Source organism: Pontibacter pamirensis (assembly GCF_010015475.1).
Lineage (GTDB): Bacteria > Bacteroidota > Bacteroidia > Cytophagales > Hymenobacteraceae > Pontibacter > Pontibacter pamirensis.
The window spans coordinates 27,387-44,319 of sequence record NZ_SSNI01000047.1; the positions used below are offsets into that span (position 1 = coordinate 27,387).

Genomic DNA, 16,933 nt, shown 5'->3' on the forward strand with positions numbered 1-16,933 from the left:
TTACTTTACTTAGGAAAAATTATCCATCAGATGCAGGTTTACCAAATAGCACTTCGGTGAACCCTTTTATGATATATGCAGAAACTGCAGGAATAACTGGTTCATTTAAACTGATACATTAAAGTTGAGGAGACTAACACAACGCGCTGTTTCTGTTATAAGTAAGGCAAAAAGTAAAATAGCTATAGCTATCCTGTACCTGAAACACAAGGCTTATAGGAACAGAGCTATTCTCGACTATTTAAAGCCACTGGATGCTGTTCTGTTCCAAGGCGGATACTCCTTTATTATCTGGAAATGCTCTGGAATCTATAAAATTGAAATAGTGGGTTGGGGGATTATTCCAGGAAGTGCAAGAAAACACTTTCTACCCCTGACATCAACTACAGGCTCTGTAAAATTGATTTTTTATGGCATGGACACTGTTATTCACCGCACTCTTCAACTAGACACCTCTGCAATATGGTTAAAGGACCAGGCGGTAACCTGTGAAGTTTTGAACAGTGATGCCAGGTACCATAACGCATTACTTCCAAAATTACCTGCCGATGTGCTAAAAACAGATGTAATAAAAGATACTCTTAAAAGGCAGACAAAAATTCATGACCTCGGAGTAGAATTAGAAGTCACAGACTTCAATGTCATACTCCCAGAGTTCAAGCTGAGTAACTACCAAAACTAATCATACATATGAAAGCAGACTTCTACGCAACTCCAAAATCAAAACCTTTGATGCGAATGTTCTGGCAAGCAGCCGGAGGCGATCGCTACATTCTGGACAGAGCTACTTACTCGGATCAGATAAAATATATGTGTCTGGGCGGTATCGTAGTAGCAACAGGTGTCATGGCTGCCATTGCTGGGGGGTATGCTTTTTATACTATATTCGAGCCAAGAGGATCAGCACTCGAATCTGATTATGATTTCTTAACAATAGTCCTCTCTACCATTTTCGGTCTTATCTGGGGCCTTATAATTTTTAATATTGACCGCTTTATTGTAACAAGTACTGGTAAAGGCGATGGCACAGAAGCTATAACCTGGGGAGAGCTTAAAAGCGCATTACCCCGTATCATCATGGGTGCCATCATTGCTTTAACCATTTCAAAGCCTGTAGAGATTAGAATGTTCAAGTCGGAGATTGACGTTGAACTGCACAAGTCGCAGATGCAAAAACAGCAGGAGTACCTTAGCAACATTGAAGCAACATTTGAAGGTAGAATAGCTACAGAAAGGGAGAAGATAGTAAAATGGGAAACTGAAATACAGGCTAAAGAGAACAGGTATGTTGAACTTGAAAACTTGCTGGCAGATGAAATGGGGGGCAATAGAGGAGCACGCGGTTATGGTCCTGAAGCTCAAAAGCTCGAGCAACAATTACAACGGCTTGATGGAGAAATTAAGATTTTAAAAGCTAAGAATGCCCCGCTCATAACAGAAGGTTATAATAATCTTAAGTTGTTTGAGCAACAAAAGTTGGCAGATATAGATAATGGCGAAAAAGTGGCAGCTGGATTAGATGGACTTTTGATGCGAATTAAGCTTGCCCATGAAATAGCTGGTACATGGATTTCACTGTTTATCACATTGCTATTCATGGCGATAGAGCTTACTCCTATCTTTTTCAAGCTGATGTTGACCAAAAGCCCTTACGATTACCTGGAGGAGAACACGAAAGAACTTATGAAAGCAAAGCAGGGGATTTATATACAGTACAACTATTATAAGGATAAACAAGGGCTTGAGAGGGATTTGGTTCGTTTCCTCAACGTTGAGAAGGAAATTCTACAACAAGAGAAACTGCTGGAAGCGCAAAAGCGTCTCACAGATTATGCTATCAGCAAGTATGAAGAGCAGATTAAACGAAAAATAGACATATCACCTGAAAGCTTTATAAGGCTGGAGGCACCGGATGTAAGCCCGATTCTAGAGGAGGTGCCTGAGGCAAGCATTACCACTACAGAAACTACTAACGCTGAAGTCTTAGAAGAAGAAAGAGTATAAGCTTCTATGCGCAGCAATTTTGGACTTGTTGAGTTTCTCTGGATCCTTTCCGGAGATGACTACCGCATTATTCGAAGATGTAGTGAAAGAACTAAAATTACTTTTGCTGCTATCGGAGGAATTGTGGCCATTATTACCCTTCTGTGCCTTGTCGGCTCTTATTTTACATTTACAAACGTTTTTGGGAGTGTTCTGATTGGCTTACCTGTCAGCTTATTCTTTGCGTGGATGATCAGTAATATTTACCTTCTGATCCTCTACACTTTGTCTAAAGATGTGCTCCCTCATGTAGCAAGCACTGGGGGGCATTTGTTTTCCAAGGGAGTAAGAATAGGCTTCGTTGTTTTTATAGCCATCGTAGTTTCCAAGCCCATTGAAGTACATCTGTACTCTGATTCCCTTTCTGCAGATATCAAGGCATATAAAGCTTCTAAAATAGCCGAGTACACCAAGCTAACAGAAGCCTATGTAGAAGCTGAGACACGAGAACTGCAAGCCTGGCTCAAGAAGACATCAGGTGCCTCCATATCCTCAAGTGAACATGCAGCACTTTATGAAAAGCGAATTGAGGAAAAACAACAGAAGAAAGGTCAGTTAATCATTGAAATGAGAAGCAAGGTATTAAAGTCAAACTTCTACATACAGAGGGTGCTCCTTCTCGCTGAAAAATACCCCAGCAGTTGGTGTATAACTGTTGCCTGTATATTAATCTTTCTATTGCCATATTACTTAAAGAAGCTTATATCAGAAGAAAATGAGTTTAATTTAAAAAAGAAAGACGTGCAGGTAACACTTGTCGAAAAGCACTATGCATCTTTCAAAGAAGAGTATGCGGCAGCACTAAGGCAGATTGGAGCACCTGTTCAGTCTGGTTCCTCCTTGTCTTACCATGAAAATCACGAAGATGCCCCTTTCAACACAATTAGAAAAGAAGACAAGCCAGCTGAATCTGTTACTAACCTCACCGACCTGATTTACCATGGTTAGTACAGAAACAATAAAGGAACTGGTTGAGCGAAGGACCTATTTTAAAGGTAGGTTTATTGGCAAGTATTGGGCAGACGCTGAAACTGAATATTCTGATGGCACTCGTGAAAACTTCTACAAAATAAACATTTACGAGGGTGAGGTGCATACGCACCTAAATAGCTTCAAGAAGTGGCATAAGGGAAGTAGCATAGCTGGCTTTCAGAATGTAGAAGTTTTTGACCCAGCTGTTCCTGATGAGCTGATGCTCCATGTAACAGATGGAGATGGCTCCTGCCGTAAGTTTAAGGCTGCTGTACATGAAGCGAAACTTATAAATTACAGGCTCTATAATAAGCAGCATGACAATGACCAGGACTTCGGCACAATAGAGGGTATTATATCCGGTTATATTGTGCATTATGATGAGATTGAAGTTAAAGTGCCTGACACCATAGTGGCAGATGCACTTGCTGCTAACCCTCTTATCACACCGGCTGTTACCAAAACGAGTAAGCCTACGGGTAGAAAAGAGGAGAAAGCAGACTATGCTCGGTATGAGTATTATAACACTGACCACAGCACATACTGGGGTGATTGGTCCAAGACACCTTCAACTTCAGGAAGTCATTTCTCTTTCTGGAACCTGATCCTGGGATTGTTATTACTAGCTTTTGCCATTGTTTTTCTTTTACCAATTTTATGGTACAGCTGGAAGCTTATACTCATCCTGGGAGGCCTGTACCTCTTCGCTGTTATTCTATCTGTAATACGCGCTACTTTTCGTTTCTTAGCCAAGTTGTTGCAGGGGTTTATAGCACTGGGCTTTTTGTTCCTGCTCCTTTATGGACTGTTTACTGCTTTCAATAATGGTGGCAGCCCCAACCCGGCACCCGTTGTGGATACTGTTGCCGATACTTCTGATGAACAAACCACCTTAGAGCCGGCTCCACAGAGTCCTTTAGATACCGTTATTTCACATAATAGAAAATGGGTGGACTACAGGAACAACAATTACGCTGCTAAACTCAGTGTGTTGGTCAGGGACTTCAGGGCCTCCACTGCCTACAGAAACAACTACTCATCCAGCTTTGTCTCAACCTCAGCTTATGACCAACTGGTACAGGATTTTCACCAGTTCGATAAGGGTAAGTTGAATATGATTTATACTGCTTTCGACTCATTGAGAGCAGCCCGTCAGCTGGACGAGTATGAATTTGCTGAAATGGTGGTAAGCTGCATACAGGATATTCCCTATGTCCTGCTTTTAGACAAGGGTTGTGACGTAAGGCAATACAACGATGGCTTTACACAGAATTATTTAAACAACGGGGGGGAGTGTGATGGGTATATCAAGTACGGAATCCGCAACCCTGTTGAATTTATGGCCACTCTAAAAGGAGACTGCGACACAAGAACCTTGATGATATTTACTGTTCTTCAGCACTATAACTACGACGTGGCCATGCTAGGCAGTGAAATGTACAGCCATTCCATTATAGGTATAAACCTGCCATACAAAGGACAGAGCAAAATAATTAACGGCAAACGCTATATTGTTTGGGAAACAACCGCACCCAATGCAAGACCTGGAGAACTTCCGAGGGAAATTTCTGATATGCGGTATTGGTCAGCAAACTTAATTTCTAGATAAGATGATAACACCTTTTACCATTGTAGGGATCGCGATTCTTTATTGCTTTCTGGCAGCCTATCTTTTAAACGGTTTCATAAACCTGCAGTACAAAAAGCACATACCTGTAGGAACTTCACCCGTTTCGCTCAGCATCATTAAAACAAGTTATTTTGTTGCAGCAGGCTTTATACTGGCTGAACTACCGGTAGCTGCTAATGCCTTGTTTGCAGTGCTGACTAAACAATATGCAGGACCAGCGTTTTATCAGAATGCCTTTCTGTACATGAGCCTCTTTTTAGGAATCATCCTGCTCATCCTGTTCATTGTTTATTTTTTGTCTTCTGGTCTTTTCCACATGATAACAGATAAGTCTAGGATTAGGCTTGAAGTAGCAAATAACAATATTGAGAAGGCTGTCTTCTTCTCTGGACTAATGCTGCTGTTGTCATTGGGTATCAAAGCATCAGTCCCCTTCCTTTTAGACTTTTTCATCCCTTACCCTACGATACCAATGTTTAGGTAAGTTTTCTGAATTTTAGAACAAACTTCGGCTCGATCAAATTTTTATATGCTTAGCTACATTCGGATTTTATCTCTAACGCTTGTACTATTTACAAGCATCAACTTTAACTTCGCAAGCTCTCATGAAAAGGAAAAACATGGTGGCCGATGTACGGGTTCAGCTAATTGCAGAGCCTGTAAAACCTGCGAATATTGTAAACACTGTAATAGTGGTGGCTCCTGTGGCGTGTGTGGTGGCGGGAGTTCTTCCAGGAATAGCTCTTATTCCAGCACCACAAGAAATTACATTTACTCAAATGGCTCCTCTTCTTCCTCTGGTAGCTTTACCGCGGAAGAGAGAATGTATGCTGTAAAAGCTGACCTGTTAAACGTCAGAAGTGGCCCCGGGTCTAATTATATAATCGTAGGAAAAGTTACCAGAGGGGAAATATTGACAGGTATCCAACAGTCTTCATCATGGGTAAAAATAAGTTATACCGCACTTGAGAATGGTTCTGTTAATAATAAAACCGGGTATGTTAGCAGAAAATACCTTTCTATTTTGCAGTAGATTATTGTGACGATAAAAGGTTTAGGTCTTCACATTAAATAAACTTGAGAGACCATATATTTAGAGGGTGCTTCGCAAGCAACTATCTATTCTGTTACTGACACACTACAACTACTTGGCTCCAACAGCTACTCGCTTCAAGCCATCACAAAAGCCAAAGAAAATTTACTTCTTGTCACATTGGCAACAGGCTTAGATTTTTTGAAGATTCCTGACATTGACTTTTCGTTCCTTGATCTGATCAACCGCTTAAAACGTTACGACTAGCCGGTACGTGAGGTCCAATTATGACGAATATCGATGCCGCACATGACTTTGAGCGGATGCTTTTGATGTGACGGAAACGGTGACGATTACGTGGAGGATTGAGTTAATTCAGTTTACCATTTCATTTTACTTTATGTACTTTCTTACAGAACAAGATCCAAATTATACTGTCAAAGGCTCAAGAGATCCTCTGGGATTTCAGGTGTTATGGCAAGCTGCTGGCAGAACAATGATACCGCATATATCCACGGTGTCGAGCAGTGTGAAGGATTTTCAAATTCTATGCATTGCGCATTACCTCAAGGAAAAGTTTGCTATGGAGGATGCATCCTTTGACTTGTTCTTTATCCGGTTAGAGCAATTGATGGCCTACACTCGATATGAACGTAACAAAGAAGAAGGCTTCAATGGAATAGATAAAGTAAGAAGGGTTTATGAAAACGCAAACAAAGAGCTAAGGGTATCAAACAATCCTTCTGATCAAATTCTATCCAATCAAAAAGCCTATGGAATCTGGGGTAAGTATACACGCCCATTCAGTGACATGCATTTTACCTTAGACAGCTCTTTTAAAGAAATCTTCGAAGCAAAAATCGAGGGGAATAAAGATTTTATCAATCAAGCTACTTTACTAAAAAAGAAAGAGAAAGAGCAGGCTTCCGTTATTTCAAAAGAGAAGCTTCACTTCTATTATGATCTACTAGAGAAACCTGAGCAAACAGAAAAAGAACTTTTTACCACGAAACTGCTGGATGACACGTGCAATAAAGAGCTCTTTCAGATATTCTCCTCTAACAAAGAACTGCTGAATCTTTCGTTTTATGATTTACTGCAGGCTCTTCGTAGTCACACCAGCAGCGATAAGCTCCAATATGCTTTACAACTGATATACAATACAGAAAAAGTATTAAGTCCACTCAACAGAGTTTTCAGGTATTTACAAACACAGTCATTCTGGAAGAAGGAAGAAATAGAAAAGGACGCGTTTATTCATTCCTGCCGAACAGAAGTAGACACCGCTTTATTTGATGATACTACCAAACAACTTGCTTCTCTTCTGCAGAATGATTCTAACTGGGAGCTAGCGGAAGGTTTAACCAGACGCAATGAGGAGGTTTCACTAAGAAGAAGCTCTGCTCCCTGGCTACAACAAACAGCCGCAGGCATTGAGGTCAATCATTTTGAAGGTGCCTCCTTCTCCAGGAACTACAACCCTGCTCTGCAAAATGATAATCATTATTTCCTAAACACCTATGTTTCACTTTATAAGCAACTGAATAACTGATGAATCATCATGTTTTAAAGGAAAAGATAAAGGAACAAATTGGTGATAGAAAAGTAGTAGCGGCCTTGTTCTACACCTTCAACTTTGACCCTAAGTTTTTTGAGAATTATGTCATGCCTCTATTTGTGCCGGGCAAGAACTTTGGGGACGAGGCTATTTTTAATAAAATCATGTGGCGCACATGCTTGAAAGAAAATATAGTCCCTCCTGTTACTGTCTACTGTGATTACTTTGCAAAGAACAACACGGAGGCTCCATCTCTTGGCTATACCATAAACTGTATCAAAACACCTTGTAAAAGAGGTAAAATCACCAATTTCCATCCAAAGCAAATCTTCATTTTAGTTGAAGACCAGAAGAAAGCAAGGAAGCTTATATTACTGACAGGTTCAGGTAATTTAACTCCTTCAGGATGGTGTGACAATCACGAGTGCTTCTCTATTATGGAGATTCCGGCAAACAAGCAGTTTCCTAATAAAACAACGAAAAACATTATTCAGGAAATCATCCATAATACCGCGAAGCTATCTGATAGCAAAACATTTTCAGATGCTGAAAAGGAAATCCATGAGTTCCTCAGGTATGTTACTGTAACCGAAACCTATTTCCATAGCTTAAATAGCTCTTTTAAAGACTTTATTGAAAGTAATATATTCTCTCAGGATACAATCTCTGAAGTAGAAGTAATATCTCCTTTTTACAGTCCGAATACCAATCTGTTCGATTACATGGTCAGCAAAGGCGTTTCTAAAATAAAGGGCTTGCTCCCGATGCTCAAGGACAGCGAAATCAGCATTGAGAGAGAGGTTTTTGTTTCTTATTTGGAGAAGAACTACCTGTGGAGTAGCTGGAGTGACAATGAATTGAACAAAGAGGTCAGAAACAACCACTCCAAGATCTACCGCTTCTATGGCAGCAAAAGAGTGTACACAGTTATCGGCTCAGTTAACTTCACAAAGCCTGCCTGGAATCAATATCATGCTGATAATAACGAAGCCAACATAGAAGCAGCCATACTGTATGAGTCAAAGAAAGAGGAACCAAAGCTGCTGAAAGAATACATTAATCTTGACCCTGATAATTTTAGATTCATTGTAAAAAATGAGCTGGAGAATCAGGTGGATTGTGAGCTAGATAGACAAGCTCCAGAAATTGAGTTTACTATCAACTGGAGAGACAGAACAATGATTGTTAATGCTCCTAAAAGCATTAAACAAACATGCTTCTTTAAATCAATACTAAACCAGGAAGCCGTACAGAATAGGAAGCATTCCTATACATTAAGTGAGGCAGATGTGAGGCTACTCACAAAAAACTCACTGATAGAAGTTCTTCAGATTACCGATACAAAAGAAGTCACACACTACTACTACCCACACCAGCTTAACATCGAAAGCAAGCCTTTGGACTTTAAGCTTGATGCTGCCACCATTATCAAATATTGGAGCTACTTGTCTGATGACATGAAGACTGAAGGCCTTACTAGACAGCTAGCAGAAAAGTCAACCGATGAATCTGGTGTGGTTGATGAAGAACGGCTGGAACAAATCTCCTTATTAAATGAAATGGCTGCTAATTTCAATGCGCTGGTTAAACTGGAGCGGCACCTGTTTCTTTCTCATTTCCTAAAGCAGGCAGAAAGAAAACTTCAATTTGATAGGCTAAAGTATTACCTGCTCAGTGAAAATATTGATACCCTCCCCTACTACTATGAAGAACTTAAAACTCAGGTGGAGGAGGGCAAAAAGTACAAGAGCTTTTATTGGATGGTGTTACAAATCCTCATCCATAACTTCTACCAAAAAGCTTCTAAGTGGCAGTACAAGAGTGACCTCAAGAATGAGTGGGAGCCTTTTAAGCAGGCAGTCCTTCGACAAAGCAAAACCTTACAACAGCAGGCCAAAAAAGCAGCAGAAAAGATACCAGGTTTAGATGCAAAACAGAAGTGGGTGGTGGATCAACTTGTGAAGAATTATGATTAATCAAATGAGCAAATATGCAGAGATTCTTCAGCTAAAGACAAACGAATCCATTGCAGATGAAATCGCCTTCAGGCAGTTAAATGTTATTGAAAAGGCTTACGACTACCTCTCTCAAGAGAACAATAACATCATCTACATAGCTGATGAAGTAGGTTTAGGAAAAACATATATTGCCCTGGGAATTGCTTCGCTTTTCAGACACTTCACCAAGGATCCTGAGAAGCACAGAGACTTAATTATTGTACCCAAAAAAAACCTGCAGCAGAAGTGGCAGAAAGAAGCAAAGAACTTCTTCAACAGCAATTATTTACCAGAAAACTCTTTCCTGAAACATTACCTTACAGAAGCAGAACTAGTTAAAGACAGGCTCTGCTGTATAAGTAGCCATGATGCTATTTCTATTTTTAGAATGACGTCATTTAGCAGCTTATCATCCACCAGGAAGTATGAATTTTTCAGGTACTTATGTAATGGTTTATTCAATGGCGATGCCTTTTGTGCGAAGGTGCTCTCAGATGCGAAATCATTTGGCTTCTTTAATAAAAAAGAACATGAATCAGACCTGAGAAAACTTATTGCCTACTTACTAAATATTAAATCAGAAAAAATCAACTGTTTGATTATTGATGAAGCACATAACTACAAGCACGGATTAGGAACTGAAGAGCACGATAACGCTATCAGAAACGAAGTAACAGCAAGGTTTCTTGGTGCGGTAAAGGATGAGAAGTTACTGAACCAGTTTCCTTCGTTAAAGACCAAAATCAAGTTTCCGTTGGCAGAAAAAGTAGTGTGCCTATCCGCAACGCCTAAGGATCGTAGCCTGCTGGAAATCAAGAACCAGTTCTCCTGCTTCACATGCCAGCATGTTTTAGGAAATGCTTATACCCCGAAGGATGTAGAGCAGAAGCTAAAGTCCTTTCTGATACGTGGGAATATGGAATACAGTATCTCAGATGCTACCATTTCCCGAAATCAGTGCCGCTATGAACACAGACAGGGAAATGTAAACAAGTCTGAAGTTGCCGAACCCCTTAGTATTGAAGATGACTTTAACAGCGTGTTCTGGCAACTGTTACAATACAAGTCGATAAAACATCTGAACCAAAAGCATAACGCTTCTTTCGAAATTGGCATGTTGGCGGGCTTCGAGAGCTACAGGCTTGATTTAGATAAATCAATAAAGCCTGAAAGGTTGGATGAAAACGGGGAAGATATTATCGTAGGTAAAGAGTATGAGTACACATCCAAAAGAAGTGAAAAAATAAGCCAAGATTTCAATATCATCAAACAGCTGCTTGAGTCTTATAATACTACTTTCAAGGATATTCCGCCCCATCCAAAACAAAGCAAACTGGAAGATGAAGTAATCAGACAGCTTAAGCGACAGGAAAAATCTTTGATTTTTGTAAGAAGAGTTGCTACTGCGCATGAACTGGAAAAAAGACTGACCCTGCGTTTTGAAAAAGAAGTAGTCCTGGACTGTTACCTTAAACTGGATGGCAGATTCTCAAAGTACAACACATCTGAAGTTAGGAAACTTAAAGACAGGTACAGTGAAAGGTACATAAGCGAAAAATTACCTGACTTCTTTTCAGTTCTTCAAAAGAACAAGAAAATCAAGCACCTACTCCTAACAAAGAAAACGACGGAACAACAAAGTCTGGAATGGCTAAACTTTACTTTTGACAACTTAGATTTTGACAGCTCCTTAAAAAAAACAATCATCTGGTTTATTGACAAAGGAAGCTCAGCCATACCCAAAAAGCTGGTACACCTCTTTGTGAATGCTCTTGAAGGTAGCTATACAAACTGGCAAAAAGGATATGAAGCGAGTGCAGTGGAGGGTGAAGACGACGAGGAGTTCAATGATGAGGCTGAAACGGCGGGTAATTTCTTCAACAGCTACTTTAGAAAAGGGCGATCTGGATTTAACTTTCGCCAGAAACTTTACCGTGAAAATTGGTTCGAACTGAATCTGCTCCTACTGATTAACTATTACAAACTAATAGCATATGACCCTAATGAACTCTCCATTGTATTGCAGGGAGTTCATGTAAAGGAGGAGAGCAAGAAAAGTCAAACTTTTGAGCGCTTCCAGGAGGCTTATAAAAACTTTATTATTACGAATGGGATTTTGGCACCCTCCCCTATTCAGGTAGATAAGAGAGGACTTGAAGAGCTTTCTAAAGACACTTTTTTGACAAGTTTACTTTTACAGGAATGTAAAGTAGAATTTAACGACTGGATGCGCAAAAGAGTAAAGCAACATGATGTGAGTTCGCTGATAAATGACCTTGAAGTGCTTGGTAGCATTCTGAAAAGCATTTTTAGAAATGGCTCTGGTTTACTACCCGCTTTTGTTGCAGATGCAGCTGGAGGAGATTTCCATAAAGCATTGCGAGAGCTCATAACGGAGGAAGACGCACCTTTTCACTTTGTGTTGAAGGAAATTAAAACAGTCCTTCAGGATTATGACCTGCTCATAGGTACAAGCTTTCAGGAAAGGGATGATAAAAAGGTATCCAGTACATTGAGAGGTTTAACACCTGTGTTAGGTATTAGCGGACAAGCAAAAAGAGACAGAAGCATAGTTGCCACTCAATTCAGAACCCCGGGTTATCCTTATGTGCTCGTGACCACTGACATATTTAAAGAAGGAGAAGACCTACACACCTACTGCCAAAATGTTTACCATTACGGGATTGCATGGAACCCCAGCGATATGGAACAAAGAACCGGAAGAATAGACAGAATTAATTCACTCAGTTATCGAAAGCTGAATGAGCAGAAGAAGGTTAATTTTGAAAACAAGATTCATGTTTTCTACCCTTACCTAAGCCAATCTGTGGAGGTAAACCAAGTAATAAAACTACTTGAGAATATTAATAAGTTTATCAGGACATTTAATGATATTGAAGCTGATGTATATCATGAAAGCAATGTGAAAATTGATGACATTTTCACCAGTTTGGATATACCAGAAGCCATCACAGAAAGATTAACATCTAAATATGATGTAGGTAGCTTCTAATTATGACTGTAATTTATACTGTCATCTTATACAAGTTTGATATAATAAAATCAGTACTTACTATTTGAAAGGGAACATAAATTTTTTTTCTCGCAGAATTTTAAACTCCAAATAACATATGTTCGATAATTTTCCTGGATTATTAGGGTATAGCGGAATAATTGGCATTCATGCTGATTGGCCAATTTATCCAACTGGGGCTGGGTGGAAAGTAGCTTTAAAAACTATTGGCAACTTTCCCTTTGGAACTGAATTCTATCAGATAGATGATATTGATAAATGTAAGTTGTTACTTAATCAAAACCCAGAACAACTTACCGACTGCTTTGACTACAAGCATTATCATTCTGCAGTTTGGCATGAAGACTTGATTGAACTAAAAAATAAGGGATATATTGTTGGGGTTGACGCTGTCTCAGAATTTGAGTTTGATATGATTAAGTTCGAAAGATTTAAAAGTGAATTAGGTAGGAACTTGCAGGAAGATGAAGAAGGCAACATAATTCTACACTCCATGGATGAAAAAGGTAAATCAAAGGAACTTATATATTACAAACCCTTGCGACCCAGTGACGATGATGAATGGGAATTCAATGAATTTGCAATTATATCAAATACTATTACTCTCACTTCAAAAGGGCTTACAAAACTTTCTGAATTAGCAAATGATTTTATCTATTGTGATGAATTTAAGGATTTAGTCGAGCCCTTCATTAAGATAAGGCGGTATGACACAGCAGTTAGAGAGGCATCTTTGTTACTTGAAACAACAATCAAAGGTTTTCATAATGAAACACTTTTTGGTCAGCAGCTAATCGATTTTCACATAAAAGACTTGATCAAGCAAAATCACGGCTTTTTTTCCGCAGCAATAAAGTGCTATAGGGGTGAATTAAGAACGATTTTTAAATTTATAAGGAACGATTTTGCCCATAATTTTAAAATTCTTTCGGAGGAACAGTGTAGGCTAATTTTGAACAGAATCAACGAAACTTACATTGAATTCAAAGAAGTAAAAAAAGTCTATTATTCCTAAATTCAACTTAGGTGTCATTACCCATAACATAAAAGTCCTCATAAAATCTATTTATGAGGACTTTTATGTTATAACCCGGGTTATTTTATATACTACATTTCCTATTATAACAAAAATCAGTATCTTTATTAATTTTGCTCTTACAAGACTACTTTGCCTGAAACAAACTTTATATGACGCCATCCAACTTCTCTTTCTTAGAAGAAGAATTCCCGATTCTGTTTAACATCGGGCAGTCCGCAGAGTTTTACTTGCACCAGGACCCGGTGGCTAGTCTGTTCAAGATTAGGTTATTTGCAGAGCGTCTAACAGAAAAACTCTTCAAGGAACATGCTTTAGAGTTTCCTCTCGAAGACTCGCAGCACTACAGGCTGAAAGTTCTGGAGTTTGAAAACGTGCTGCCTTCCAACATTAAAGACCTTTTCTTCCACATTAAAAACAAGGGTAATGTTGCGGTTCATCAGAACAAAGCTACTGTAGAGGATGCAAAGCACAGCTTGTTCCTTGCTTTTAAGCTAAGCAAGTGGTTCTATGAAACCTACTCCAGTCTAAATCAGGATATCTCAGGTGTAAAGTTTCAAGTGCCTGCCAACCTGGATACAAGGCATGCTCTAAACAAATTAGAAAGCAACTACAAAGAACTGGAGGCGCGGTTTAATAAACTTTTACAAGAGCGCAACACCCAAGGCTTACCGGAAGAAAAGCAGAAGGAAATTCAGCAGCGCTCGGTAAAAGCTGCCAGCAAGATAGAGATGTCAGAAGCGGAGACGCGCGAACTGATAGATGAACAGCTGCGAAAAGCAGGCTGGGAAGTAGATACATCTACACTCAATTTTAAAAAGCACAAAACCCTGCCACACCGCGGCAGGAACATAGCCATAGCGGAATGGCCTGCCGGACCCAAATGGGCTGATTATGCTCTCTTTGTTGGGCTGGAGCTATATGGCATTGTAGAAGCTAAGAAGTATGCGCAGGATATCTCCACCAACCTTGGTCAGTCAAAATTTTATGCAGAGCTGGTAGAGGAAGACCATGAAGCTATGCTGATGGGGCAATGGGGTAACTATAAAGTGCCCTTCCTCTTTTCGACTAATGGCCGACCATACCTGGAGCAAATCAAGACGAAGAGCGGCGTATGGTTTCTGGACGTGCGCAAGGAGCACAACAACGCGAAGCCTTTGCAGGGCTGGTATTCTCCGGAGGGTCTGGTAAACCTATGGGAAAGAGACATAGCCGCTGCGAACGAAAAGCTGAACACTACATCGCTGGACTTCCTGATGAGCAAAAGCGGGCTTGCTTTGCGCGAGTATCAGATAAAAGCCATCAAAGCCGTTGAGCAAAAGTTAATCAATCAACCGGACGAGCGAAGGGCTTTGATTGCTATGGCTACCGGAACAGGTAAAACAAGAACCGTTATTGGTTTGTGCTATCATTTAATACAAACCAACCGCTTTAAACGAATTCTGTTTCTGGTAGACCGTAGCTTACTGGGAACGCAGGCACTTAATTCTTTTAAAGATAATAAAGTAGTGGACTTGAATACCTTTGCAGAGGTGTATGAGGTAATGGAGATGAAGCACCTGATGCCGGGCACAGACACGCGCCTGCACTTTGCCACTGTGCAAGGTATGGTAAAGCGCCTGTTCTATAATGATTCTGATGAGAACCTGCCTTCGGTAGACCAGTATGACTGCATCATCATCGACGAGGCGCACCGGGGATACCTGCTGGACAAGCAGCTGGATGAGGAAGACCTGAACTTTAAGGACCAGCAGGATTACATCAGTAAGTACAGGATGGTGCTTGATTACTTTGATGCTTATGCTGTGGGGCTTACCGCTACCCCTGCCCTGCATACTAAAGCAATTTTCGGCACGGCGGTATACACCTACTCCTACCGTGAGGCGGTGATAGATGGGTTCCTTATCGACCATGACCCGCCTTACCTCATCAAGACAAAGCTGGGTGAGGAAGGCATTACCTGGAAGAAAGGCGAGAAACCAAAAGCATATGACAAAGAAAGCAACTCCATCATTGAACTAGAAGAGCTGGAAGACGAGCTGAAGATTGATGTTGCTGGCTTTAATAAGCTGGTGGTGACAGAAAGCTTTAACCGCACTGTTGTACAGCAGCTGGTAAAGGAGCTAGACCCTAACAGTGAAGAAAAAACATTGATTTTCGCTGCAACTGACGAACATGCTGATCTGGTGGTAGCCCTGCTGAAAGAGGAATTCCGAAAGCTGGAGATAGAAACACCGGATGATGCCATACAGAAAATAACAGGCAAATCTTACGACCCGGCGGAGCAGGTGAAAAGGTATAAAAACGAGAAATATCCGAACATTGCTGTGACCGTGGACTTACTTACCACAGGTATAGACGTGCCTTCCATCTGTAACATCGTGTTTCTGAGGAAGGTGAAGTCTCGCATTCTGTATGAGCAGATGCTGGGCCGTGCTACCCGCCGCTGCGATGAAATTCAGAAGGAAACTTTCCGTATTTTTGACGCTGTACGACTGTACGAGACGCTGCAGGACTACACCCAGATGAAACCAGTGGTAGTAGACCCCAAGGTGACATTTGAGCAGCTGGCTGATGAGCTGCACGAGATTGACACAAATGAGCGGGCAAAGAAGCAGCTGGAACAAATTATTGCCAAGCTGCAGCGCAAGAAGCACAAAATGGATGACCACCAGGAGTCACAGTTTAAATATAAGTCCGGAGGTGCTGATATAGATGAGATGATTGTACAGCTACTGGAGCAGTCGGTGCAGAAAAGTGTGCAAGACGTCATTCAGCTGTCTGGTTTATGGAAGTTCCTGGATGAGCTGAAGCCTCCGCTTCCAGTGCAATATGTTTCAGAGCATGTAGACGCCTTTATCAAAATAGAAAAGGGTTACGGCAAAGGCCAGAAGCCTGCCGATTACCTGGAGAGCTTTTCCCAGTTTATCAAAGAAAAGCAGAATGAGATAGCTGCCCTTAACATCATCTGTACCAACCCGAAAGAGCTGAACAGAGAGTCGCTGAAGAACCTCTACCTGGAGCTGGGGCTGAAAGGCTTTGATGATAAGTCTTTAAAAGAAGCGTGGAAGGAAGTGAAGAACCAGGATATAGCCGCAGACATCATCGCCTTTATCCGGACGCTGGCAATTGGCAGCACACTGGAAAGCCGCGAAGAACGTATTAAGCGTGCCGTAAGCAAGGTGCGCGCTATGCGCCAATGGAATAAAACGCAGCTGAACTGGATAATCCGCTTCGAGAGCCAGCTATTAGCCGAAACGGTGTTGCAGGTAGAAGACCTGAATAAAGAACCTTTCAAAGACTCCGGGGGATTTCAGAAGCTCGACAAGATATTCGAGCACCATTTAACAGAAGTGATAAACACGATCAACGATAATTTATACATACAAACTGCTTAAGCGAGATGAGTGCAGAAGAAATAGCAAACAAACTCTGGAACCTGTGTAATGTATTGCGCGACGACGGAGTTACGTACCACCAGTACCTGAACGAACTGACTTATATAAGTACTGAGACAAAATTACATTAAACTACATCCTATAGTCAGAGAAGCTAATAAACAAATTCTTCCCCACGGCGGCCAGCGCCCTTTTAGTGGCATAAAACAGGTTGTCCGTGGTCAGGTAATCC

At 40.8% G+C, this 16,933-nt stretch carries 13 protein-coding genes; all 13 read left to right on the forward strand.

The window, feature by feature from the left end:
* Positions 1–124: 124 nt before the first annotated feature.
* The 13 genes from E1919_RS23675 to E1919_RS27725 all read left to right on the forward strand — a co-directional run bounded on the left by E1919_RS23675 (position 125) and on the right by E1919_RS27725 (position 16,832).
* Complete coding sequence (locus E1919_RS23675; protein ID WP_162055888.1) at positions 125–682, forward strand: hypothetical protein; 558 nt, start codon at positions 125–127, stop codon at positions 680–682.
* Between the two features lie 8 nt (positions 683–690).
* Entirely contained in the window at positions 691–2,004 is a 1,314-nt protein-coding gene (locus E1919_RS23680) for a DUF4407 domain-containing protein (RefSeq protein WP_162055889.1), read from the forward strand.
* A gap of 6 nt (positions 2,005–2,010) precedes the next feature.
* The gene (locus E1919_RS23685; RefSeq protein ID WP_162055890.1) at positions 2,011–2,991 is read left to right on the forward strand and encodes a DUF4407 domain-containing protein; all 981 of its coding nucleotides are present in this window, start codon (positions 2,011–2,013) and stop codon (positions 2,989–2,991) included.
* Entirely contained in the window at positions 2,984–4,624 is a 1,641-nt protein-coding gene (locus tag E1919_RS23690) for a hypothetical protein (protein ID WP_162055891.1), read from the forward strand. The genes E1919_RS23685 and E1919_RS23690 overlap by 8 nt, the downstream gene beginning before the upstream one ends.
* 1 nt (position 4,625) lies before the next feature.
* Positions 4,626–5,129 carry a hypothetical protein gene (locus tag E1919_RS23695; protein ID WP_162055892.1) on the forward strand — a complete coding sequence of 168 codons (504 nt, stop codon included), beginning with the start codon at positions 4,626–4,628 and terminating at the stop codon, positions 5,127–5,129.
* A gap of 121 nt (positions 5,130–5,250) precedes the next feature.
* Positions 5,251–5,481 carry a hypothetical protein gene (locus E1919_RS27720; protein WP_237144826.1) on the forward strand — a complete coding sequence of 77 codons (231 nt, stop codon included), beginning with the start codon at positions 5,251–5,253 and terminating at the stop codon, positions 5,479–5,481.
* On the forward strand, positions 5,469–5,678 hold the full coding sequence (locus E1919_RS28195) for an SH3 domain-containing protein (protein WP_394351820.1): 210 nt from the start codon (positions 5,469–5,471) through the stop codon (positions 5,676–5,678). The genes E1919_RS27720 and E1919_RS28195 overlap by 13 nt, the downstream gene beginning before the upstream one ends.
* Before the next feature lie 346 nt (positions 5,679–6,024).
* Complete coding sequence (locus E1919_RS23705; protein ID WP_162055894.1) at positions 6,025–7,230, forward strand: hypothetical protein; 1,206 nt, start codon at positions 6,025–6,027, stop codon at positions 7,228–7,230.
* Positions 7,230–9,212, forward strand: a complete 1,983-nt coding sequence (locus E1919_RS23710) for a phospholipase D-like domain-containing protein (protein ID WP_162055895.1) — start codon at positions 7,230–7,232, stop codon at positions 9,210–9,212. The genes E1919_RS23705 and E1919_RS23710 overlap by 1 nt, the downstream gene beginning before the upstream one ends.
* Before the next feature lie 4 nt (positions 9,213–9,216).
* On the forward strand, positions 9,217–12,246 hold the full coding sequence (locus E1919_RS23715; RefSeq protein WP_162055896.1) for a helicase-related protein: 3,030 nt from the start codon (positions 9,217–9,219) through the stop codon (positions 12,244–12,246).
* Between the two features lie 118 nt (positions 12,247–12,364).
* On the forward strand, positions 12,365–13,282 hold the full coding sequence (locus E1919_RS23720) for a hypothetical protein (RefSeq protein ID WP_162055897.1): 918 nt from the start codon (positions 12,365–12,367) through the stop codon (positions 13,280–13,282).
* A gap of 173 nt (positions 13,283–13,455) precedes the next feature.
* Positions 13,456–16,701 carry a type I restriction-modification system endonuclease gene (gene hsdR / locus E1919_RS23725; protein ID WP_162055898.1) on the forward strand — a complete coding sequence of 1,082 codons (3,246 nt, stop codon included), beginning with the start codon at positions 13,456–13,458 and terminating at the stop codon, positions 16,699–16,701.
* 5 nt (positions 16,702–16,706) lie between these two features.
* Positions 16,707–16,832 carry a type I restriction-modification system subunit M N-terminal domain-containing protein gene (locus E1919_RS27725; RefSeq protein ID WP_237144827.1) on the forward strand — a complete coding sequence of 42 codons (126 nt, stop codon included), beginning with the start codon at positions 16,707–16,709 and terminating at the stop codon, positions 16,830–16,832.
* The last annotated feature ends 101 nt before the right edge of the window (positions 16,833–16,933 follow it).